This is a genomic window from Aeribacillus sp. FSL K6-8394 (genome assembly GCF_038008865.1).
GTDB lineage: Bacteria > Bacillota > Bacilli > Bacillales > Aeribacillaceae > Aeribacillus > Aeribacillus composti.
Genome location: NZ_JBBPAA010000004.1, coordinates 34893 through 57913, shown reverse-complemented (window position 1 = coordinate 57913; position 23021 = coordinate 34893). Strand labels below are relative to the sequence as shown.

Annotated in this window: 24 protein-coding genes and 3 pseudogenes; 17 read left to right on the top strand and 10 right to left on the bottom strand. The window is 40.4% G+C overall.

Translation table 11 applies throughout. The features are described from left to right. Positions 1 to 6 precede the first annotated feature (6 nt). Positions 7 to 1518: a hypothetical protein gene (locus NSR00_RS17575; protein ID WP_340790041.1), complete on the top strand. Its 1512-nt coding sequence runs from the start codon at positions 7 to 9 to the stop codon at positions 1516 to 1518. Between the two features lie 18 nt (positions 1519 to 1536). Here the strand turns inward: NSR00_RS17575 and NSR00_RS17570 are convergent, their stop codons facing one another. Both NSR00_RS17570 and NSR00_RS18205 read right to left on the bottom strand, forming a co-directional pair. Next, a complete protein-coding gene (locus NSR00_RS17570) occupies positions 1537 to 1968 on the bottom strand; it encodes a hypothetical protein (RefSeq protein WP_340790040.1) in 432 nt (143 codons plus the stop codon). Between the two features lie 462 nt (positions 1969 to 2430). After that, positions 2431 to 2514, bottom strand: a complete 84-nt coding sequence (locus NSR00_RS18205; RefSeq protein ID WP_353391810.1) for a putative holin-like toxin — start codon at positions 2512 to 2514, stop codon at positions 2431 to 2433. A 237-nt stretch (positions 2515 to 2751) separates the two neighbouring features. Here NSR00_RS18205 and NSR00_RS17565 point away from each other — a divergent pair, with 237 nt between their 5' ends. The 3 genes from NSR00_RS17565 to NSR00_RS17555 all read left to right on the top strand — a co-directional run bounded on the left by NSR00_RS17565 (position 2752) and on the right by NSR00_RS17555 (position 4727). Beyond that, positions 2752 to 2934 carry a hypothetical protein gene (locus NSR00_RS17565; RefSeq protein ID WP_042385846.1) on the top strand — a complete coding sequence of 61 codons (183 nt, stop codon included), beginning with the start codon at positions 2752 to 2754 and terminating at the stop codon, positions 2932 to 2934. Beyond that, complete coding sequence (locus NSR00_RS17560) at positions 2931 to 3569, top strand: Fic/DOC family protein (protein ID WP_042385843.1); 639 nt, start codon at positions 2931 to 2933, stop codon at positions 3567 to 3569. The genes NSR00_RS17565 and NSR00_RS17560 overlap by 4 nt, the downstream gene beginning before the upstream one ends. Positions 3570 to 3752: 183 nt before the next feature. After that, positions 3753 to 4727, top strand: coding sequence for a tyrosine-type recombinase/integrase (locus tag NSR00_RS17555; protein ID WP_042385840.1), 975 nt, complete (start codon positions 3753 to 3755; stop codon positions 4725 to 4727). A gap of 294 nt (positions 4728 to 5021) precedes the next feature. Here NSR00_RS17555 and NSR00_RS17550 read toward each other — a convergent pair whose 3' ends face one another. From NSR00_RS17550 to NSR00_RS17540, 3 genes are all read right to left on the bottom strand, one after another. Beyond that, entirely contained in the window at positions 5022 to 5510 is a 489-nt protein-coding gene (locus NSR00_RS17550; RefSeq protein WP_340790034.1) for a hypothetical protein, read from the bottom strand. A gap of 191 nt (positions 5511 to 5701) precedes the next feature. After that, the gene (locus tag NSR00_RS17545; RefSeq protein WP_289666603.1) at positions 5702 to 6142 is read right to left on the bottom strand and encodes a JAB domain-containing protein; all 441 of its coding nucleotides are present in this window, start codon (positions 6140 to 6142) and stop codon (positions 5702 to 5704) included. Positions 6143 to 6741: 599 nt separating this feature from the next. Beyond that, positions 6742 to 6882: a hypothetical protein gene (locus tag NSR00_RS17540; RefSeq protein WP_012749540.1), complete on the bottom strand. Its 141-nt coding sequence runs from the start codon at positions 6880 to 6882 to the stop codon at positions 6742 to 6744. A 150-nt stretch (positions 6883 to 7032) separates the two neighbouring features. On the opposite strand from NSR00_RS17540, the gene NSR00_RS17535 reads away from it, so the two are divergent. The 7 genes and pseudogenes from NSR00_RS17535 (at position 7033) to NSR00_RS17505 (ending at position 13104) form a co-directional block, all read left to right on the top strand. Further along, positions 7033 to 8214, top strand: coding sequence for an IS701-like element ISBsm1 family transposase (locus NSR00_RS17535; protein ID WP_062678816.1), 1182 nt, complete (start codon positions 7033 to 7035; stop codon positions 8212 to 8214). A 65-nt stretch (positions 8215 to 8279) separates the two neighbouring features. Beyond that, positions 8280 to 8501 (top strand): annotated as a pseudogene (locus NSR00_RS17530) (GNAT family N-acetyltransferase); the annotation flags it as partial. A gap of 161 nt (positions 8502 to 8662) precedes the next feature. Then, the gene (locus NSR00_RS17525) at positions 8663 to 9217 is read left to right on the top strand and encodes a TetR/AcrR family transcriptional regulator (protein ID WP_340790026.1); all 555 of its coding nucleotides are present in this window, start codon (positions 8663 to 8665) and stop codon (positions 9215 to 9217) included. A gap of 102 nt (positions 9218 to 9319) precedes the next feature. Further along, a complete protein-coding gene (locus NSR00_RS17520) occupies positions 9320 to 10597 on the top strand; it encodes an IS110 family transposase (RefSeq protein WP_340786644.1) in 1278 nt (425 codons plus the stop codon). A 384-nt stretch (positions 10598 to 10981) separates the two neighbouring features. Then, positions 10982 to 11305, top strand: coding sequence for a DMT family transporter (locus NSR00_RS17515; protein ID WP_340790025.1), 324 nt, complete (start codon positions 10982 to 10984; stop codon positions 11303 to 11305). Between the two features lie 25 nt (positions 11306 to 11330). Beyond that, entirely contained in the window at positions 11331 to 11675 is a 345-nt protein-coding gene (locus NSR00_RS17510; protein ID WP_089096854.1) for a DMT family transporter, read from the top strand. Positions 11676 to 11922: 247 nt separating this feature from the next. After that, entirely contained in the window at positions 11923 to 13104 is a 1182-nt protein-coding gene (locus NSR00_RS17505; protein WP_108898838.1) for an IS701 family transposase, read from the top strand. A 102-nt stretch (positions 13105 to 13206) separates the two neighbouring features. Here NSR00_RS17505 and NSR00_RS17500 read toward each other — a convergent pair. Then, positions 13207 to 13326, bottom strand: a pseudogene (locus NSR00_RS17500) (helix-turn-helix domain-containing protein); the annotation flags it as partial. 348 nt (positions 13327 to 13674) lie between these two features. Here NSR00_RS17500 and NSR00_RS17495 point away from each other — a divergent pair. The 4 genes from NSR00_RS17495 (at position 13675) to NSR00_RS17480 (ending at position 17388) form a co-directional block, all read left to right on the top strand. Continuing rightward, entirely contained in the window at positions 13675 to 14589 is a 915-nt protein-coding gene (locus NSR00_RS17495) for a tyrosine-type recombinase/integrase (protein WP_340790024.1), read from the top strand. A gap of 38 nt (positions 14590 to 14627) precedes the next feature. Beyond that, entirely contained in the window at positions 14628 to 14882 is a 255-nt protein-coding gene (locus NSR00_RS17490; protein ID WP_012301086.1) for a hypothetical protein, read from the top strand. Between the two features lie 183 nt (positions 14883 to 15065). After that, on the top strand, positions 15066 to 15602 hold the full coding sequence (locus NSR00_RS17485) for a hypothetical protein (protein WP_011229485.1): 537 nt from the start codon (positions 15066 to 15068) through the stop codon (positions 15600 to 15602). A gap of 19 nt (positions 15603 to 15621) precedes the next feature. Continuing rightward, positions 15622 to 17388 carry an ImmA/IrrE family metallo-endopeptidase gene (locus tag NSR00_RS17480; RefSeq protein WP_340790023.1) on the top strand — a complete coding sequence of 589 codons (1767 nt, stop codon included), beginning with the start codon at positions 15622 to 15624 and terminating at the stop codon, positions 17386 to 17388. A gap of 88 nt (positions 17389 to 17476) precedes the next feature. On the opposite strand, the gene NSR00_RS17475 is transcribed toward NSR00_RS17480, so the two are convergent. Together NSR00_RS17475 and NSR00_RS17470 are read right to left on the bottom strand one after the other, a co-directional pair. Further along, positions 17477 to 19171 carry an AlwI family type II restriction endonuclease gene (locus NSR00_RS17475; RefSeq protein WP_340790022.1) on the bottom strand — a complete coding sequence of 565 codons (1695 nt, stop codon included), beginning with the start codon at positions 19169 to 19171 and terminating at the stop codon, positions 17477 to 17479. Positions 19172 to 19192: 21 nt separating this feature from the next. Beyond that, on the bottom strand, positions 19193 to 21091 hold the full coding sequence (locus NSR00_RS17470; RefSeq protein WP_340790021.1) for a Dam family site-specific DNA-(adenine-N6)-methyltransferase: 1899 nt from the start codon (positions 21089 to 21091) through the stop codon (positions 19193 to 19195). Positions 21092 to 21584: 493 nt separating this feature from the next. Between NSR00_RS17470 and NSR00_RS18200 the strand changes: the two genes are divergently transcribed. Further along, on the top strand, positions 21585 to 21764 hold the full coding sequence (locus NSR00_RS18200; RefSeq protein ID WP_012301082.1) for a DNA-damage repair protein: 180 nt from the start codon (positions 21585 to 21587) through the stop codon (positions 21762 to 21764). Next, a pseudogene (locus NSR00_RS17465) lies at positions 21704 to 22000 on the top strand (tyrosine-type recombinase/integrase); the annotation flags it as partial. The gene NSR00_RS18200 and the pseudogene NSR00_RS17465, both read left to right, overlap by 61 nt. Positions 22001 to 22162: 162 nt before the next feature. On the opposite strand, the gene NSR00_RS17460 reads toward NSR00_RS17465, so the two are convergent. Next, positions 22163 to 22420: a transposase gene (locus NSR00_RS17460; RefSeq protein ID WP_340790019.1), complete on the bottom strand. Its 258-nt coding sequence runs from the start codon at positions 22418 to 22420 to the stop codon at positions 22163 to 22165. A gap of 20 nt (positions 22421 to 22440) precedes the next feature. Further along, positions 22441 to 22971 carry a helix-turn-helix domain-containing protein gene (locus NSR00_RS17455; RefSeq protein WP_340790017.1) on the bottom strand — a complete coding sequence of 177 codons (531 nt, stop codon included), beginning with the start codon at positions 22969 to 22971 and terminating at the stop codon, positions 22441 to 22443. Positions 22972 to 23021: the final 50 nt, after the last annotated feature.

Sequence of the window (23021 nt, the reverse complement as noted above, 5' to 3'; positions counted from 1 at the left end):
TCGATCATGCAACAATTCACCATTAATAAATATGGCGAGGTCGAAGTGGAACAAAACGAACTTCGGTATTTTATTCCAATTGCATATACAGAAGCCAGTGAACTAGATGAATTGGAAGAGGCATATCGAAGAAAAGGAAAAGAACTAATGGACTCCCCGTATTACTTGTTTGCAAACAACCTCGAATTAGTACGAAATCGCTTCTGTTTTACGTTCCAGTTAGAGGAAATGAAGGCTTTTCACTATATTCGGCAGTTCCCGTTTGAGGAACAGTTATACTATCTTCGTTCGTTAGTCGAACTGGCGAAAAATATTGAACAGATACCAGTTTTGTGGGATAAAAATAGCCTTCTTGTGGACTTGACGGACGGAAAAATCAAAACGTTCCTCTTTGGGTTCGATAAACACCCGATTCATGTATCGCAAGATGCAGTGGACGGACTAAAAGAAACGATTATCCTGGCTTTGACGACGCTTCATCGTGTGTTAGGGAAACCAAGACGGATTGATTTCATCGATCAACGGGAGATCGTCATCCGTTTTGCGGAAAACATTTTGCACGGAAAATCTGTTAGTGAAATCGGGAGAGTTGTAGAAGATACGATTTTGGAAATTGAACGTCAGTTAGAACAGGAGAAAAAAGAGCAGCCGAAATCCAACGTCCTTACGGCCTTTAAGGAAAAGTGGAACGCGAAAAAAGAAACGGCTGCTACTGTTGAACAGCCAGTCTGGCGTTTCTCCAAGAAAAAATCGAATCTTTCGGCACCATATGAAAAGAAAAAGTCGATTTGGGATAATAAATACGTGTATCTTTCTGCTTCGGCACTCGCTTTTGTCATTCTCATTGGAAACTCAACAGGGGCATTTGATTTTTCTAAACCTGAAGAAGCAAAAGCTAAACAAGAACAAACAGAAGTCATTCCATCCAGTAAGCTTGTCGGTGTTTATCAGAAAGCATTAACAGGTAATGAACAAGAAGCGTTAGATCAGTTAGAGCGATACGGATATGACAATCTAAGCAAGAAAGACCAAAAAGTGATGTTGAGTCTATATGAAGAGACAGGACAGCCCGAAAAAGCCATTAAGCTGAAGCCGGAATATGCAGAAAAAGTCGTGAACGACTTAGTTAGTAATCAAAAGTACGACGATCTACGAACGCTGCAAAGTAAAATTGATAATCCAGTTGTTAATTTCGAGGTCGCTTTTTTAGATAAGAAATGGGAAGATGTAGTCCGATTAAAAGACAAAGTGAAAATGACCGACAGACGGGAAAACCAATTATTAAGCGCATATCTTCATTTGGGAAGAATGGATGAAGCTAAAAAATTGGCTGCGGAATCTCCTGAACTGAGCCAGAAAGTCCAGGATTTCGAGATGAAGAAAAAACAAATCGAGGATTTGAAAATGCAGGTGCAACAGGTGCAAAAAAATGAAAAAGACGTGAAAAAACGTGATGAACAAGTGAAAAAATTGAATGAACAGATCAAGCAGTTGGAAGCAGCGATCAACAACATCTAAAAAAGTGGAGAGGGGCGATCATTTCACCCTCTCCACTTCTTTTTTGGGAGGCTGGATGTTCATGTCTTTCACGGGTTGCTGCATCCGTTGCATCATGTTTTGGATAAACTCTTTATTGATTTTTTTAGGGATGAATCCGATTCGTTCACGAATGAGGTTTTCGATGACAAAGCATTTTCGTGTCCAGTACTCATACTCCTTATACGTGTATTGTTCTGCATCGGAAAATTCCTTTGCTCCTTGCTTCATCGCCTGAATGAAAATGTACCGGTTGTTATACGTATCTGATCGTTCTTTTCGAGCTAATTTAAGAAGGTAAAGCAATTCGACAGTGGAGAGTTTCATCAGTTCAGGAGTGGGTTTTTTAGCGTCTTCGATCGTCGGGTGCTGTTGAGGAAGGAGATTTTTTCTTTTCCCGTTCTCCTGAACTTCGTTTCGATCAAGCTTCATTTTGCAAAAGCCGCAATAATAACGATGTTGGTGATTTTGTACCCCACTTCCACAGTACGGGCAAGTTTTCATCACAACTTGGCGAGGAGACTCCAACTTCTAAGCGTTAGCGAAAGTTGGAGAGGAATCGCCTTCTCTCCTTTCTACATAAAATTGGATTTTCACTAATTTTATACTGACTCCCTCTCTATATTGTTGTAACTTACTACAATTATTATAACATCTATTGTTGTAAGTTACAACATTTTTGATTTTTAGTTTGGCGAAGTCACCTTTGAGCGAATAGACCTATACATTCATCATTCAAACATGTATAATATATATAGAAGCTCCATATAAATAAAAATAAGACCGACGGTGCAGCAACACCCTCGGTCCTTCGCAATAGAACGGTTCCCTACAAGGGGGATCGGCAGCGGAGAGGAAATAATCCACCCGACCGGCCGTTAACTCAAGGGTGGATTATTTCTTTTGGTTGAAAGACAGTATTGAAACGATGAGACTTGCGAAAGCAATCGCAAACATTAACGCTTCAAATACCGTCATCGGCATCACCCCCTTTCTTCATATGAAGGGGTACAATGCCGACCCACCCTTGAGTTCTTCCGTTCTATTGCCTTTCTATTATACCATATATTTGCAGCTGCTAAAAACAGAAGATAATAAGAATTATCTTCTGTTTTTTTATTAGAAATCATTGAAAAACGAGAGATAATTCGGTAGAATATATAATAGAAAAACGAAAGATAATTCGGCTATTTTTTTAAAAGGAGAGAGATTGTTATGAAAAAGAATACAATGAACCAAAAAATTGAAGGAATTTTGCCGGAGGTAAAAGCGTCGTTGAGTTTTGAAGGTTTGCAAATAACTGAAGAAGAAGAAAAACTAATTAAAGCTGCATTGAGTGGAGATATTAGCCGAGCAACCTTTCTAAAAAAAGCAAGAGAGTTGGCTGAAAACCAATGATGCAATCAAAGCAATCAAAATACTGGTATCCAGGGACCGAAGTATTGATCAATAATTTCAATATTCGTGATCCTAAAAAACTCGAAACATTAGAGCGTATTATTACAGGTGAACGATTGGCAAAGCTATATCTAAAACCGATTTATGGAAAGTTTGATTTAAAACACTTACAAGCAATACACAAATTTCTTTTTAGCGACATTTATCCTTTTGCCGGAAAGATTAGGGATGAAAACATTGCGAAAGGCGGTTTTTCTTTTGCTAATGCACAGTTTATTGAGGAATCGGCGAAACAGCTGTTTAAGGAATTAGCCAATGAAAAGCATTTGAAGGGTTACGACTTCGAAAAATTTTCCGAACGTGCAGCATACTATTTGGCCGAGATTAACGTATTGCATCCTTTCCGAGAAGGAAACGGAAGAACACAACGTGAGTTTATTCGTTCCTTAGCGCTTAAAAATGGATATTCTCTTGAATGGAGCCGAATTGATCGTGAAGAATTATTAAGTGCTTCAATACGATCCATTACTGACATTCAGCCTTTAGTTAATGTATTAAAGAAAGCAATTGTGAACAGAGAGCCTGATAGACAGTTAATGAGGTTATTTGAGAATGCAAGAGGGATAGAAAGGTAGGTAAAGATGAATGTGGGTATATGGAGATGAAGAAGGCGGCTCCTGGATTATTAAGAGCGCTCAAACGGAAAATTAGAGATCGGCGTTATGCCGAACTCCTGCCAGGAAACCGCCGCTAATAGATTATCACAATTTTTAGATTTTGAATATCTGGCAATTAATTACAAAAGGAGAGAAGGGAAATTGGAAAAATACATTCATTGGTTACAGCAACAAGGAAAAAGTGAACATACCATCCGTCGCTATAAAACCGTACTAAAAGAATTTCAACAATGGTACGAAGGAATGACGGGTGGAGTTCCCTTCGATCCCAAAAATGTGTCTGCTATCGATCTCCAGGACTGGAAGAACTATTTAATAAATATTGCGCGTATTGAAAATCCAAAAACAGGGGAAAGGAAAAAACTCACGATTTCTACCGTTAACAACAAAATTGAGAGCCTGAAGGCTTATTTCCGGTATCTTTATGATACCGGTATTATTAAAGATAATCCGGCTTCTTCTCTTTCAGTACAAAAACAACAAACACCATTATCACCGCGTTGGCTTGAACGTGTTGAGAAAAATAAACTTTTGCATTACATTGACGATAAGGAAAAGCAAAAGAAAAATCCGTGGCGCTATGCGAGAAATCGAGCAATCATCTACTGTATGCTTCACGCTGGAATGAGGGTCAGTGAGGTTGTAGAGCTGGAATTAGAGGATATTGATTTCGCAAATGGTTATATCAATATACGTGATGGTAAAGGTGGTAAGGCTAGACGTATTCCCATGAACAGCGATCTAAAACATGCCCTAAGTCTATGGATAAGCGAAAGGAAAACCAAAGAAACGAATACAAATAAAGTCTTTGTCTCTCAGAAAGGCGGCAATCTAACCATATCTGGCGTGAATAACTTATTTAATAAGATTCGACATGACTTAAAAATTGAAGAACTTACACCGCATGTGCTACGGCACACTTTTTGCCATGATCTTATTGAAAAAGGTTTTCCTATTACTTATGTTGCCGATCTTGCGGGTCACAGTGATTTAGATACGACCAGGAGGTACGTGGCCACAAGCGATAAGGAAATGAAAATTGCTGTTGAGTCTTTATCTTCAGGCCGCTATCGACAAACAGAAAACAAAAAAAATAAGGGTGAAGATGAAAGATAAAGGAAAAGTGAATGATTTGTATTTCGTCATCTAGAGGGCATTGGCCCTCTTTTTTCATGGTTTTGTAGTGGACTTGTGAGCGATACTTTCACGGAAGGCGAAAAGGGGAGATATCCTGAATTTTTCAGCCCCCTTTAAAAAAAACGGCTTTTCAGATTGGCGTATAACGCGTTTTAAATAACAAAGTAATGGTTTTATATTCGGAAGAGGAAAAACGTCTCTAAAGGGCATTTATGGCTTTTTAAAACGTATCCCCTTTTGTTCAATCAAAATTTTGCTATATTTTTTCCCTGATCATTTCTTCTGTTGCTCCAATAAATGCTTAGCAAAGCTTTCAACGGTATATTTTGACCAGTATGGCGTTCCGGCTACTACTAAGTCTTCCTTTGGAAACTTTCCTCTTTTGCGATAGACAGCAATCTTGTTTTGGGGGAAATGAATTCCTTTATCCTCTAGATAGCGCGCAAAATCACTTTGGGTGTAGTAGTCCTGGGAGTCTCTAATGATCGAGAAGTTAGGGTTTTTAATCAAATACGTTTCGTTTCTGAAAAACTCCACGATTAGTTGCAACGCAAATTCCAGCCATTCATCTTCAAGGTGCTGATATAGTAATTGGAGCGAGAATGCTTCTTCATGTTTTTCAAAGAATCGAGCCAATTGCAAAAATGTTTTTTCTAACTCACTTAATGTTGAGGAAGTTTTCAATACTTCTTTATTGGATTCATCCAGTAAAGGTTTTAATTGAGGAAATTGATTGATGATCTTTTGTGTAGTATTTTTCATTTAATCCACCTCTTTGTTGTAAGCTACTACAATAATAGCATAAAATGTTGTATATCACAACATTTTCCCTAAAATAAATGGCTGTTTTATTGCAACGCTTTAAAACAGCCCATTTTTGAAAAGCTCGATGCTATTCAAAAATGGAGAAAGGGAAAGAAAGAAAAAGAAGAAGGAAGGAGGAAAACCTTCCTTCAGGAAAAGAACCCTCTTTCTTTGAGGGAAGTGTATTCTGCTTTGTAGTTGATGACTAGGTGATCGAGAACTTCAATCCCTAGTATCCTTCCGGCTTCTGCTAGCCGTTTCGTCATTTCAACATCCTCTCTCGATGGAGTTACGTCACCACTTGGATGCTGATGTGCGACGATGATGCTAGCTGAGTTATTGAGGATTGCTGCCTTAAAGACTTCTCTTGGGTGAACGATGGATGCGTTGAGAGAACCGATATGGCAGCGATGAACGGCAACGACTTCGTTTTTGGTATTGAGGCACATGACGAAGAACACTTCTCTGTCGTCGTCGCCGATGAAGTGTGCTGCCACTTTTGCTGCATCCTCCGGACAACGGATTTTGTATCGCTCTTCCACCTCCTGAACGATTTGTTTGATGCGTTGGATTTCGTAGATTTTTTCCATGGTTGAACACTCCTTTCTTTGTTTGCCGGTGGGGGAATTTTTGCGCGAAGGTGGGTAGAAGGGTGCGGAACGAAGTGGAGCATACGAAGTATCAAGCGATTCGTTGACGGCTTGTGGGAAGCCCAATGACTTAGCAAGCCTTAAAAGCGATGCTTTTTAGGCTTGGTTAGCCGACTTGGCTTCCCTAAGCCGTCCGAAGAGCGCAGACCCTTTACGCGCCTAACAAGCAAAAATTATAATGGGGTGAGGCAAAGGAAGGAGCGTACTTGGGAAGGAGGTAAAAAAATAAAACGCATTTTTAGCCTGTTGCATTTTTTTAAATACAACGGCCTAAAAATGCGCAAAGACAAACTTTTTCAATCTTGGAATGCAACATAATCAAGATTATAAGCAGTAAATTCCATCGTGTTGCGTTCGAACAGTCCATAAAACAAAACTCCACTAACTACTTATATAACCAATAACAAAAGAGGTTAGAAAAAGAGAAATACCACCTAAAATCAGATATTTTTTGTCATTCCATTTAAAATAAAAGATAATACTTAATACAGTAACAATAAAAAAAATCAAACCAACAACCCAAATCATCTTTCTTTCCCCTACCCCGTTATTCTAGCAATAAATCCTCCTACTAAATACCCTGCTAATAAAATAATAAAAGATGCCCCTACATAAAATCCTATTCTAATAAATGTATCCTGACGGTTAACAAAATCGATAATTAAATCCAATACTTTCATATTGAATTCCTCCATAAATCTTTATTATTTACTGTAGATGAGCAAAATCACTAACATAAATTTACATCGAAACAAAAAAGGAGACATGAACCCGATTCCTTGGTTAGAATAGATGTGCTACCAAACCATTCACAAGGAGGTTCATGTCTCATGAATAGATTAGCACATCATCAAGGAATTCACAAGTTTTTCACGATGTTGGGGTTGACCCTTTATTTTTCAAAACCTGTTATGAAGCATCTCGTTCATATCGTGGATGCGATGATCACGAAGGGCTTTTCGGGAACATTGACCGATCTTCATCATGGGAGCTTTCATCCGAACCACCGCACGACACTCAGCCATTTTTTCACGAAAAGTCCGTGGGAGGAAGAGACACTGCTTCGCAAACTCCAGCAGTGGATCCTTCGTCGTGTCGAACGCATCGCCAAACAGGAGAATCAACCCTTGTTTGTTTCGATCGATGATACGATTTGCCAAAAAACCAAGCCTTCGTCACGGGCAACACACGCGATTCAGGGATGTGATTGGCACTACTCTCACTCAGAGAAAAAATCGATTTGGGGCCATTCTCTTGTTTGGTTCATGGTTCATACTGCAACCCAGGCGTTTCCCTTTGCCTTCCGCCTCTACGACAAGACGGCGGGAAAAAGCAAAGGGGAACTCGCGATCGAGATGCTTTCTTCGTTGGATGTACGCCGTCCCGTTTATGTGCTGATGGATTCGTGGTATCCATCGAAAGCGCTCGTGGAAGCTTGTCTGAAAAAAGGATTCCACGTCATCGCGATGCTCAAGACGAACCGGATTCTCTATCCGAACGGCGTTGCCGTCCAAGCGAAGCAGTTGGCCCGCTCCATCGAACCGAATGACACTCACCTCGTCACGGTGGGAGAAGAGCATTATCGCGTCTATCGTTACGAAGGAGCGCTCAACGGTCTCGACCATGCGGTGGTGCTGCTCGCTTGGAAAGCCAATCAGCCGATGACATCGGAACATCTTCACTGCGTCTTGAGCACCGACCGGGAGCTAAGCGATGAAGACATCTTGCGCCACTATGCCCAACGCTGGTCGATCGAATGCTTTTTTCGACAAGCGAAAGACCAGCTGAAGCTCGATGGGTACCGTGTTCGTCAGGTTCGGGCGGTGAAACGCTACTGGATCTTGGTGCAGCTTGCTTACGTATACAGCCTATTCGAGTCGAACAGCGATTTTTCTGATGGGCTCGATCTCTTGCGCAAGAGAAAAGGACATAGCCTCGTGGAGTTCATTTACTGTGCAGCGAAACAAAATATTCCCATTGATACCGTGAAAAAACAGCTCCATGTGGCATAAGGGGTACCCTGTTTGTTTCTTTTTACATGGTAATTATTGTTATGAAAATTGCTCATCTACAGTATCTCTTTGAAAATCTAACCATCGAGAGAGTGGGTCTGACGACTTGGTCTGGAAATCCACGAATGATCAGATGTGCGGAAAAATTGGGAATGCGATTAGAAGGTAGAATGAGAAAATGCCGCTACTATAATGGTGAATACTATGATTCCATCCGAATGGGTATTCTTCGTGAGGAATGGAATGAGTTTAATTTTGCACATTATTTCCGAATACGCCTGAAATAATTTGAAAAAGGGATTCTGAAATAATGTGCTAATTTACAGTCAGGCTTCATGCCTGATCCTTGCTTGGCTTTTCTTCGTTTTGAAAAAAAACCGTCTTGAAAAAAAAACGTCCAGACGGTATAATAAAACCGTCCAGACGGTTATTTTAAGGAGTGAGGCATGTGGAATCAAAAGCTACAATAAAGCGTCAGCATATCTTAAAATCTGCAAAAGAATTCATTCTCAAAAATGGTTTTAATGAATTAACTTTGGATTCTGTGGCAACACAGGCGGGAATCAGTAAAGGCGGTTTATTATATCACTTCCCAAATAAAGAAGCATTATTGATAGGACTAGCACAATATATTTTCGAAGAATTCATTACGCTAATTGAGGATCAGGCTAAGAAAGACCCATTAGAAAAAGGTAAATGGTGCCGTGCTTTAATTGAGGTAACAAAAAAGGATCTGGAACATAACGCCGAGTTATATGTGGGAATAATTGCTGCTTCTATGTTAAGTCCAGATTTATTAAAAAGTATGTCCCAAATTTATCAGTTTATGCAAAACAAAGTGGATCAGGATGGTATAAACCCTGTAACAGCAACTATTATTCGGTTAGCAATAGATGGTCTTTATTACTCAGAATTTTTTAATATAGCTCCCTTGGATGACAAATTACGTGAAAAAGTATTCCAGCAATTAATAAATATGACAAAAAAGGAGCATTCCTGTTAGAAGTTTTTTCGGGGACTTGAATAAAAAAAGCCCTCTTGGTATGATTCGGGGGTGTCAATCGCACGAATTGACCCCTAATTTGGATACCAAGGAGGACTATACATGAATTCTATCTCAAACAAGAAGATTAATCAAGTCACCGATCAAACGCTCGTCGTTGGCATGGATATCGCGAAAAAGAAGCATTACGCCTGCTTTGTGGATGAGCGAGGGAGGGTGCTGAAAAAATCGTTTCCCGTTCCGCAATCCAGAGAAGGGTTGGAATGGTTGTACCAGTGCATCGTGAAAGCGATGGAGGAATTTGAAAAAACGGAAGTGATCGTTGGCATCGAGCCAACGGGACATTATTGGCTCAATCTCGCTTACTTTCTTGACGAGAAGGGCATTCCTCTCGTCATGACAAACCCGATGCACGTGAAGCGCTCCAAAGAGCTGGACGACAATCTTCCAACCAAGCATGATGCGAAAGACGCGCTCGTCATTGCCCGGTTAGTGAAAGACGGCCGATTCAGCTATCCGCGCATTCTGAAAGGGATGGAGGCCGAACTGCGCGTTGGAGCGACATTTCGCTCCAAATTGGTGGAAGAACAGGGAGCGATTCGAAATCAAATGATTCGCTGGCTTGATCGATATTTTCCAGAGTTTTCCCAAGTCTTCCCGTCATTTGGGAAAATGGCGCTCGCGGTGCTGGAATATACGCCATTTCCGAGTGATCTGGCAGGAAAAGAGCTGGAAGAGGTGCTGGCCCTTTACCGGCAAAGTGAGGGATTACAATCGCCACAAAAACCGAAAGCGAAGAAGTTGATGGAATTGGCCCAACACTCCATTGGCGTAACGGAAGGACAACAGATGGCCCGTATCGAAATTGCCACGCTTGTCCGCCGATATCGCCAGCTGGAAAAAGAGATCGAGGCATTGACAGAACAGCTGATTGAACTAGTTCAAACCTCCGTCGAATACGAATGGCTGAAGACCGTTCCGGGCTTAGGCGATGCGACCATCGTAGAACTGTTATCAGAGATCGGGAGTTTCTCCCATTATCAGGATCCGCGGCAGCTTATCAAATTAGCGGGCCTGACGCTGCGGGAACATTCCTCCGGCCAACACAAAGGGCAAAAACGGATCTCCAAGCGTGGAAGAAGGCGGTTGCGCGCCCTCCTCTTCCGCGTGATGATGCCGATGATCCGCCACAACGAAGCGTTTCGGCAGCTGCACGACTATTACACGACACGTCCTGATAATCCGTTGCGGAAGAAGCAATCGATTGTGGTGTTATGCGGAAAATTATTGAAGGTATTGCACGCTGTATGTACGAAGCACCAAGCGTTCGATGCGAAGCGAATGATGCAGGACATCTTTGGCCTCGAAACGGCTGCTTGATGCCTATAGTCTCGATTCTCTAGACAACAAGGATGACACGGAGAAGCTGGCGCGATATCATCCATTCGACCTTGAGTCCCTAAAGGAGCTTAGCCGGCCTCTGCCTGATGACTAGACCGAACGAAGGAATGTAGGCGCAAGGATGCCAAGAGACATGGGAGGGTTCGTCATCATCAGCGATGCAGAGATCCACGGTGCATCCCATACGCTTCCCCCACTACAACCAAATTTAACCAGTAGTGGCCGCGAAGCGTACCCAGTCAATGTAAGATATACACATATTTAAGAAATAATGTTAGGAACTTTGTCGAAAAATATTTTTTTGACACCCCTGAAACGGCTACAACCGTTGATATATCAACATTTATAGAGGGAGGATTCATTTTGAATGCATATGTAATTTTGGCAGTATCCATCATAAGTGAAGTGTTTGGGAGCTCGATGCTAAAAGTATCAAACGGATTTAAAAAGTTGTTCCCTTCCATCGGAGTAGTAATTGGATATGGTGCAGCTTTTTACCTCCTATCTTTATCTCTTAAAGCAATACCGCTGGGTACGGCTTATGCTATATGGTCAGGTGTAGGTACGACTTTAACCGCATTAGTTGGTGTTATCGTTTATAAAGAAAGTATTAATCTTAAAAAATGTTTAGGTTTAGTTCTAATCATTTGTGGAGTTATTGTTTTGAAACTCAGTAGTTCTCATTAACTCTTTGAGAGTCGGAGGTAATCGTATGAAAGGTTATATAGCTTTAGGAATGGCCATTTTCAGCGAAATATTTGGTACGACAATGCTTAAATTGTCGGAAGGATTTACAAATTTATTCCCATCCATTGGAGTGATTGTTGGTTTTGGATTATCATTTTATTGCTTATCATTATGTCTTAAGACAGTTCCGTTAAGCTTAGCTTACGCTATTTGGTCAGGGATGGGCACAGCTTTAACAGCGTTAATTGGTGTACTGTTATGGAGAGATCCATTTAGTATCATTACATTAGTTGGCTTAGTATTAATAATTGGAGGGGTAGTCTTATTAAATACTTCTAAAAGTCCAGAAAATGTGAGGAAACCATCCTGATTATGTTTAAAATCAACTTGTAGACGCATCGGAAAGTCAGGAAGATTATGGAACAGCAGGCTCCCAATCAGTTATCTCCATGAAGTTAAGAATTTCTTGTAAATCCTAACTGTAAATTATCATCTGTAGATGAGCAAATTCACTAACATAAATTTACATCCATACAAAACAAAAAAGGAGACATGAACCCGATTCCTTGATTAGAATAGATGTGTCACCAAACCATTCTCAAGGAGGTTCATGTCTCATGAATAGACTACCACATCACCAAGGAATCGACAAGTTTTTCGCAATGTTGGGGCTGGCCCTTTATTTCTCTAAGCCGGTCATGAAGCATCTCATTCATATTATCGATGCGCTGACAACGAAAGGATTTGCGGGAACCTTGACCGATCTGCATCACGAGAGCTTTCATCCCAACCATCGAACGACACTGAGCCATTTTTTCACGAAAAGCCCTTGGGATGAAGAAATCTTGCTTCGCAAACTCCAGCAGTGGATGCTTCGTCATGTGGAACGAACGGCCAAGCGAGAGAATCACCCCATTTTTGTTTCGATCGATGATACGATCTGCCGAAAAACGAAGCCTTCGTCACAGGCGAAACACGCTATTGAAGGGTGTAATTGGCATTATTCTCACGCGGACAAAAAGTCGATTTGGGGACACTCTCTCGTCTGGCTCATGGTTCATACGATGACGCAAGCCTTTCCCTTTGCGTTTCGCCTCTACGACAAGGCGGATGGGAAAAGCAAGGGTCAATGGGCCATCGAGATGCTTTCTTCTTTGGATGTGCACGGTTCTGTTTATGTGCTGATGGATTCTTGGTACCCATCGAAAACACTCGTGGAAGCCTGCCTGAAAAAAGGATTCCACGTCATTGCGATGCTCAAGACGAATCGGGTTCTCTATCCAAAAGGCATTGCGATCCAAGCCAAGCAGTTTGCACGCTACATCGAACCGGAAGACACCCATCTCGTCACGGTGGGAGAAGAGCGTTATCGCGTGTATCGCTACGAGGGAGCGCTGAAAGGTCTCGATGATGCCGTTGTGTTGTTGGCTTGGAAAGCCGATCAGCCGATGACACCTGAACATCTTCACTGCGTCTTGAGCACCGACCGGGAGCTAAGCGATGAAGAGATCTTGCGCTACTATGCCCAGCGTTGGTCGATCGAATGCTTTTTTCGACAAGCGAAAGACCAGCTGAAGCTCGATGGGTACCGTGTTCGTCAGGTTCGGGCGGTGAAACGGTATTGGATCTTGGTGCAACTCGCTTATGTGTACAGTATGGTCGAATCCAACAGCGATTTCTCTACCGGGCTTGACTTCCTTCGAAAGAAGAAAGGACATAGCCTCGTGGAGTTTATTTACGATGCAGCGAAACAAGATATTCCCATTGATGTCGTTAAAAAACAGCTTCATGTGGCATAAGGGGTACTCCGTTTGTCTCTTTTTACATGGTAATTATTGTAATGAAAATTGCTCAACTACAGTTATTTATACAATAACATTAACATAAGATATCGACTATTTAGAGTGAATATATTTTCGGACTGTTTTTCGATCAATCCCCAACTCCCTCGCAATATCGGAAATACTCATTCCCCTTTCATACATCTCTTTGATCATAAAAAATTCCCCTCTCGTAATCATGAACCATAGCTCCTCTCATTGACACTATGGTTCTATTGTAAGTGGGGAATTCTATTCCGGCTATATTGGGGATTTTATCATCGGCTTTAACATAGGAATTTTAAACGGACGATTTTTGGAAAAAATAATAGACTTTGACAATATGTTGCATTCATCGATATCTGACAAAACGAAACTGGGTTTTTCTTTGTCTCTTTTATATGATTAAACTAGACATATAATATACATTATATGTCTAACAATCTCGTCTTTTTTATGATATACTCGTCATATAATTTTATTTTTCGAAGCGATTATTTGCTCTTCGAATCCTTTTAAACTCGTCGTATAAGTGAAAGGATGAAAAAGATGCTGCACGAATATGAAACATATTTGCAAGAGAAGGGGTTTTCTCCTAACACCGTGATCTCCTATCTCAATGACGTGAATCAGTTTTTGAAAGACTTGCATCTTCGTCCAGGCGATTACGTCACGTCGGCCGACATACGCAAATGGATTCAGCAAATGTTGAATCCGGTAGAAGGGAAACCGTTGGCTATCTCTACGATCAATCGCCGTATGAATTCGCTGCGAAGCTTCTATGCGTGGGCGGTGGAACACCATAAGATTGAACAGAACCCAATGAAAGACATCCAGGATTTAAAATCAGCCGATGAAGATAACGAAAAAATCATGTGGCTCACAGAAGAAGAATTCGAGGACTTATTGCATCGGATGCGGAAAAAACCGGTGCAAAGCCGGGGAGTCGATCCTGAAGAGAAATATCGTCGGGACCGTGCAGTGGTGTACCTGCTTACCTATGCAGGATTGCGAGTAGAGGAGTTATCAAACTTAAAATTGACGGACTTAGATTTAGAGATGAAACGAATTCGGATCGTGGGAAAGGGGATGAAGGTTCGGACGGTACCGATCTCGAATATCTTGCTGGCAGAACTCGAGGATTGGCTGAAGTTTCGTGCGGAAATGGCGAAAAAGAAACCGCATGTGGCCGCATCGCCATACGTCTTTTACAGCCAACGCTCGCCGAAGTTTTCGGTCCGAGGCATTCAGCGAATGATCGAAAGCTACAGCCTGCCGAATAAAAAATTAACTCCACATATGTTCCGACATACGTTTTGCAAGTGGATGTTAAAGGCGACGAACAACGATATCGAGAAAGTGCGGAGGCTTGCCGGACATAGCAATATTGCCACGACGTCTCGATACTTAAAAGACAGCTATAGTGATTTGGCTGATGCAGTCGAGGCGCTGCCGAAGTTCTAACCTAAGCAAATTTGTTTCAGAAGGGAGAAAACCAATCGATGATGGATTCATTGCAAATCATTGACGGGTATTTTAGCAATAAGGAGTTTTATATGCGCAGCGTGGCTGGATTTCCGTTAGAAGGTCGCTTCAAGGCCGCCGGCTTGCGTTCCTTGGCACGATTGATCGATGAAAACGAGCCTTTTTCTTTCACGCTAGGTCCCAACACCGTGCTCCACGTTCCTGTGGAGCTCAATCGGCAGCTGAAAAAAGAGCTATTCATGATTGCGGAGAAGCTTGATGAAAAGGAATAAACAGCGAAAAACGGTGTTTCATTTAGGGAATCTGGTGAATGACCCAAACTCGTCATTTACTGAATCATAAGCCGACGCCTCAATAGATTTTTCTCCTTTCTGTGAAGGAGATAAGGGAGAAGTCGATGAAATAATGTAATAATTATAAAGAAATTAACTTGTTAGATAGAGAGGGGAGTAAGATTGGCAAAGCAAACAAAAATTTGTGCATGTGGACATACAGTACCTATAGATTTTGATCAAGAACAAATAGAATTAACAGGTAAAGTAAGTGATCTGAATATGCTTGATCCTATAAGCTATAAAGCAGAAGCAACAGAGTTGTATAAGGGTATAGAGCTGTACTACTATTACGAAGAAGATACTTTAAAATTTATAGATGACGGGAGCGCACCTAAAGCAAAATTCAAGAACTTATGTGAATCATGTTTGTTGGAAACTTTACAAACTGATGAACCACATTATGGCGATGGTGTATATTTGACCCAACACAAGCAATTGTTTGATAATGCTACCCATGAAGAGGTGAAAAAAAGTCACGGAATTTCTTATAGAAAACACCGCGCTACATATGTTTGTCTTGATGAAAGTGTATTTCGAAAAATATATAAAACCGGAGGGGTTGTGCGTTCTTGCAAGCATACAGTACAAACAATAGGTGATAAAAAAATGGTAAGTGTAGATGATGGGGTTTTGTTTCAGCTTTACTTAGACTGGTAAGAAAGGAGGGGAGAAAATAATGATAACAGGAAAAGGAATTATTGATGATTTCTTTAATAAAAAGAATCCTATTGATAAAAAGAAGATATTATCCAATATATGTAAATATACATATATATATTATGGAATAATCCCATTTGCAAGCTGGTTTGCAAAAGATGAAAGAGGAGTATCTTATGAGGATTTGTTGTGGGAACTTTTCCGATCAGCAAATGCAGAAGAAACTTCAATTGGGGCTTTTTTATTATTGGCAGAAATAAAAGAAAAATATCCTCCTGTACCAATTGGATTCGCTCAACGGGCATTGACTATCTGGTGTCAACGAGATTTTAAGGACGATAAAGTACTGGCTTATGTATTTAATCGTTTCCCTCAAAATCGTAAAGAATGGATAAAAATATTAACTGATTATGGACGATTCAAAGGTGATATACAATTAAAATGGGGAGATTCATCTTTAGAAACTATCTTACATCTTTGTTTGACCATGATAAAAGGAGTACAGACATGTAAAATAGAGCAGATAGATTACTTTCTCAAACCTGAACTGGATCGATCTTTGAACCTTCTTACCAAACAGATAATCGGTTTAGTGAACAATAGCGAGGAAATTAGTAATCATTTTATCAATGAATTGCTGTCAGCAATTCCAAACAATAATTTGAAATTAACTACACGTATGTTAGCTTTTCAACTATTGACAATGAAAAAAATAAAAGAACGAGTTGAACCATCACACATTGCCAGAGTTTTTTTTAGTTCTTCTGTAGATGCTCCGTCTCCCCTTGGAGCTTTATTATATAATACAGCAAAAGAAATAAGTGATTTGGCAGAGGATATTCCAATTCCTTTAAAGTTGGTAGCACGATCAAACCGTTATATGAATGAAGACTACAGCCAAATCAAGCCTGAGGTATGGAAGGAAATTCTTCATGCCTTTCATACTGAAATAAAAAGTAATCACAGTATAAAGAAACTTCAATATCCAGAAGGATTTACAAATGATATGATTGTCAGATCACTGTTAAGAGAAACAAAAGTACAATCACCTATTGATCCGTTTGAATTATGCGATCAATTAAATATATTGGTTAAGACAGTAGAATTACCTCATAACATAGAAGCATTTACTATCAAAAGTGAATCGGCTGATAAGGGAATGATTGTACTGAATTGTAATTTTCGAGAAACAAATAGGCAAAAGTTTACGTTAGCACATGAGATCGGTCATCTTCTAAAACACTCCTTTCCAAATGGAACTAATGTTTTAGTGGATGAACGTGTAGAAGAGTTGCTTTCTAATCAATATACACCGTGGAATCAATATGTTAATCTGCAATGGGAAAGGGATGCAAACGATTTTGCGCATCGTTTGTTATTACCTACGGGATCGATTGAAGAAAAGCAGTTAAAAAGGATTCAATCCAATTTTGTAAGCAATATATCGTTTTTTTCAAAAAAATGGGGAATTTCTATGAGTGTCTTATCATCGAGACTAATTTCTGTTACAGATATAGAGATGATACTTATTATCTCAGAAAATGGGGATATTGTATTTTGTCAAGTTTCACCTTCCTGGGAAGGAGAAACAGTGTCATTAAAGAATTGTACTGTCCCTGATAATTCTCTTACGTATGATTTCATCTACTGTGAAAAATTTAGTTATACATCGCGGCCAGGTCAAACGAATTTAAATATTTGGTGTAAGGAAGCAGATGATATCTTTCTAAAAGAAGAAGTATTTGCCACTGGTTATGGAAAAGTGTATACATTTTTGTATAAGTAAAGTTTAAATAAAGTGTAATATTAAAAGAAGAAATGAGAGCTAACGTCAATTCTTGCTGCTCTCATTTCTTTGTGATTTGATCAATTTGTTAAGTAATGGAGTTTAAGCGTTGTACGGTCCGATCGATTTGTTGTTGTATTCTCCGTTTCCATTCTGGAGCGTCATTATTGCTTTCAACGAGACAGTCACGAAGCACTTGTTCTAACAATTTATAATCCAATCGTCCGTTTATTCGGAATCCAGTTTCAAATAAATGGATAAACTGTTCTAAGGTTAAAGGAACAATTCTTAAGGCCATTCGCGAATCGTCTGGTCGATACCACACACCGATTCGGAAGGTTTCGGCAGCATTTGTATCGATTTTATTTGCAAGGAATAGTCCATAAACTCGCTTCCCATGTTGTTCATAGTGATCTACTATTTCCGCAACATGCCTACGTACTGGTTCCCCTTCCGCAGCCTCTTGACGTGAAGACTGCGTTAGAGTGACCTCAACTACTATAACGAAATCATCGAATTCAAAAATCATATCTGGTCCATTACCAGGGGCTGGATGTAATGGCAGAAAGTCTTGGTCAACTTTAAATCTCCTTGCTTCCCACGGCTCATTACAAAGCGAATTTATTGCTAAAAAGGCTCGCCAAATTGACCATTCGAAATATGCAGCACCTTCTCCTTGTGGAATTATACTATTACGTCGAATTGGTTGAGTTAAGGCTTGAAGATACTGCAATATATCCTGCCATTGATTAGCCTGATCTTGCGCATACTGCTTTTCAAGAACTTTCAACCAATCATCTTCCAATTCAAGGCGCAAACGAGAGAGATCAGGTACTCCCATCTCTTCAAGGTTAGGAAGTTCTACTGTTTGGCCACTTTCTGTGAGAAGCTGAGCTGTTGTCTGAATCACCTCGATAGCCTTAGGAGCATTGTCGGTAGGTAGCTTTGCTCCATTCCAAAGTGTCTCAAGATACTCACTTTCTGGTATCGGAGTGTACGGTTCTTCAAGAATTTGCTCAATGATGGTTTTTTTATGGCTTGCAAAACGAAGTTTGTTTCCCTTTTCTACAAAAATACCGGTTAACTTCAAATATCGGAAGTTCGAGTCAGCATAATCCATAAGCGTATTTGCGCTTTGACTCGCAGTTACAACTGATTGTAGATGTTCTCGAATTAACTCTTTTCTCATCCTTGCACTAGTAGCTGTAGCAAGTTTCTCACGATATCTAACAATGCGATTGACCACATCATCAATTTCTTCTAAAGACGTTGTTAGTTGAACAATTGAGGCCATCTCGTGCTTGCTAATTTCAGCTTCTAACCCCCGACGTTCTAACGCAGCTATTATTTCCAGGACTATGCGAAGCGGGCTAAAAATAGGTTCGTGAAAAGATCTTTCGATGTCTGAAGGAATTTGATAGGCTAGTAATGCTCGCAAAAAACATTCCTGTTCACTAGGCATAGTCCTTGATTCCACGAGTCTCATTCCATTTGGAGTGATCGTAAATGGATCATCTGCAAAAAAGGGTTTGATAAATCCAAGCTGCATTAAAGCAGCACGCCATTTTCTTCCTACGTCGCTGGCATCACTACTTGGTGAATCATTGAGTCTTTTAACAAAAACGATACCTTCATTATGAAGGAGTTTGGCAAACTCCTGCTCTTTTTCTCTTCCGATTAGGTTCCCATGCAGTGGAGAGTTCAAGAGGACTCTCAATCCATCTTTCAAACGTTTAGCGTTGCGCACAGTTGTATTGCCGATGTACCATGCTTTTTGCGTCATGAATTGTTCCCCCGATAAAACCTAAAATCCGACAAATAGATACTCTTGAACTTGGTTGTTGTTGTCTCCAACTTTATGTCCTTGGTTGCCAAACGAGTATCTATGATCTATGGACACAACTTCGACTCTTTTTTTGTATTTAGCCATCAAAGCAAGCATTTCGTCTTTTGTAGGTAACGAGTTAGAGGAATAGGATACTATCAAGATGCTGTTTTGATGGCGTTTGAACAAAAGATCAAAAGCATCATGAGCACCTTTGATGGAACTAAATGGAGTAGGGTAGCTCTTGAATTTCTTTGTTTTTGTATGCCATTGCATTTCTACTCCTTTCCAGTTCCGAGCGATTCCTTCAACAAAATGATAGCGACGAACATAATCGTTATCTGACAATGGACTGTAGTAAGGTGGATCAATATAAACTAAATCTGCTTTTTGTCGACAATCCATTGCATCACCATAACGAGATTTACTCATTTTCCCATTATCAAAAACTGCTCCATTCACTTGTGTTACCGCCTCGAGAAATTGTTGCTGTAAAGTCAGAGTTAAATCGCGTCTACCGTCGTCGTAACGATATCCCGTATAAGTAAAAATACCTCGAGGACGTTTTTTAAGACACGCTCTGACTAGTGCTGATATAGCAATAGCTCGTTTATATTCGTTTTTTAATCTGTCTAAATTTGCACGAATAGTATCAATAAACTCATTATCCTCATCGTTGAAATACAGGTCCTTGAATGTCTCGGAAACAAAGTTATCACGTGGAGTTGACTTATCAAACAAAAGCTCTATATCTTGATCGGTTAAGGTTACAAAACTATTCTCGACCATCGCTTTTGTAAAGTAATGCGAAAAGGCCATATAGTCATTGCTGAAAACCTGCTTTCCTTGAGTTTTAAACATATAACTAACTACGCCACTTCCGCTGAACAGATCCAGAACGCTATCGAACTGGAAATGAGAAGCAACAGACCAGATATGTTCTAAAAGGTTCTGTTTGCTCCCCATAAAACGAGTCGGAGGATATTTGTCCATTTGGCTTGGGAGTTTGACGGGTTCTGGAACGATAAAAATACGTTGTTTTGGTTCGACCTTTACCATGACGTCCTCTCCTGTCCTTTTTGAAGCGTCGCTATTTATGTTTCTCCGAGTCTTATGAACGCTAATTGCGTATTTTCCATACAGTTCATGAACTAAAGGGTGATTCGAGTTTGTCAGTATTACATAACACCCTAACTCATGAAGCCTGTCAACTTCTTGGGCAAGTTCAATATGATCTTCTTCGTAAAACTGTTCCTTCGTATATCTTTTGAAGTCAGAATACTTTCCAACGGGCAGATACGGCGGGTCGAGAAAAATAAAATCGCCCGGTCTCGCGTGTTCTCTCAAAACGTCTTTATAATCGCCTTCAACAATGAGGACGTCTTGAAGTGCGTTACTAGCCGCACGAAGATTTTCTTCATCACAGATTTTTGGATTTTTGTATTTCCCATAAGGAACATTGAATTGTCCTTTTCGATTCACTCGATATAATCCGTTGTAGCAAGTCCGATTCAAATATATAGTTCGAGCTGCTCTTTCAACCGGAGACAGTAAATCTGGGTCAAGACCTCGAACCTCATAATAGAAAGATTCGTCATTTTTCATTTCTTTCAAAATTGAAATCAGTTCTTCGACATTGTCAGCAACGACACGATACAGGTTTATCAGTTCAGGATTAGAATCCGCAATAATTGCGTCTTTTGGGGTGAGTGCAAAGAACAAAGCACCTCCACCAAAAAACGGTTCTATATATCGGTTATATTGTTTTGGTACTTGTGGCAACAACACGTCTAGCATTTGTTGCTTTCCGCCAGCCCACTTCAATATTGGTTTTGGTTTCACCATAGTTCTAATTTCTTCTGAAGCCTGTGGTTTCATTCTGTTTTCTCCTATCAACTATCAGTAATCTTTCTATCAAAAATAATAACATATATATGGGATGTATTGAATTATGCGGTTCTGGTGCGAAGAAAATTCACAAAAAACATAGGACATGAATTTCCTGCTAACTTACGGATTATGGAGCAATATGGATGATTTAGGGCTGATGATGTTTTTATTTGGATAAATTTTGTTTTTCTATACTAATCATGCCCTTTTTTAGATTAGTAGTATCAGTATGTCTAAGTTTGACAATTACTTACAATCAGCCTAAGGTTCTTTGCACCAGAACCATATACGAAACAAGCAATTCCCGATATAAAGTACTATAAGCACCAGACCGGATGTATCCGGTCTTTTTTAATAAACATATGGCTCCTCTTCATCATAACACCTTATTTTCCCAATAACATCTTGACTTTTTTAACAAAATATAAGAACATATATTCGTAAATAGAACATATGTTCTTAAAAAGGGGGTCTTGCGTCGATGTTGCTTGATATTTCTCGTCTGCCAAAAAATAAAATTTTATGTATCGACATGAAAAGTTTCTATGCCAGCTGCGAATGCGTCGATCATGGACTGGATCCGTTTCGAGTGGGAATGGCCAAAAAAAGAAACTTTATGTTGCAGCATCTCCATATGTCTTTTATAGTCAACGATCACTGAAATTCTTACTAAGGGGAATGCAGCGAATGATTGAAAGCTACATCCTACCGAATAAAAAGCTCACGCTCCATATGTTCCGGCATACATTTTGTAAGTGGATGTTAAAAGCGACGAACAACGATATCGAGAAAGTGCGGAGACTCGCAGGTCATAGCAATATTGCCACGACGTCTCGATACTTAAAAGACAGCTATAGCGATCTGGCGGATGCGGTGGAGGCGTTGCCGAAATTTTAACATTAAGACTGATAACAGTTTGATATTAAAGAGGATATCTAATTAAATTTGTAAATTTTAGGATATTTTCTCGATATTGAGGCTCAGCCTTGTTGTCCGAATATATCCAAGTATTTTTAACTCTACAGTGTTAAGTATGATGAAACTAATTAGGATATTTCGTTACTGAAATTCGTCCTCATACGTTCCATAATTTTTACTCGTTTCCTTGAAACGACTGATGTATTTTATCTTCAACGTTGTAGCATTGGCTGCCCCTGCTTGATGAAGAACCGTTTCGCCATCGTGGACGTTGACGGCGCCAAACAGCGATATGTGGGCATGATGGCCGAACGTCGGCACTTGCTTTTGACGGCCAACCTCTGACCATGTCGTACGCAACACATGATACGACCGGATATGCGTTTCATCGATGTACAACAGGACGGAATCCGGATCCATTAAGTTTTTTTTATCAGGTCCATTTGTTTCTCGAAGTTTTTTTGCCGGTTCGGATCTCCTTTCGCCAACGTGTAGGTCGGCCGGGTCCAAGAAAGCCCTTTTCGATGCAAGAGCTTTCGTAATGCTTCGCGGGAAATGGATATGCCGTAATGGTGGTACACATAGGATTGAAGGATGTTCGTATTCCACGCCGAAGCGATGTCCCAGCCCAGCTCCGCGGGTGTCGTGGTCAACACGAGGTGTTTGATCTCTTCCTGCTGTTCTTCGGTGAGAAACGGCTCCCGCCCAGGGGCAAAATCCCGATGAAGCAGGAGTTCAAGGCCGCCTTCGTTAAAAAGCGACACATAATGGGAAACGGTTTGGCGGCACACATTGACCATGGAAGCAACCTCTTTGCCCAAATAGCCTTCCATGACAAGGTGGACTGCCATCACACGTTGGCGGAGATGAGCGTTTTTGATCTTCCGTTCCTGCTTGCGGAGTTTCCGAGGCGTCCATCCGTGATCATGGGTGATTTTCAGCCGTTTCATGTCTGATTCCGCTCCTTTTCCATGCTTTTCCTTAGGAGCAGTATAACCGG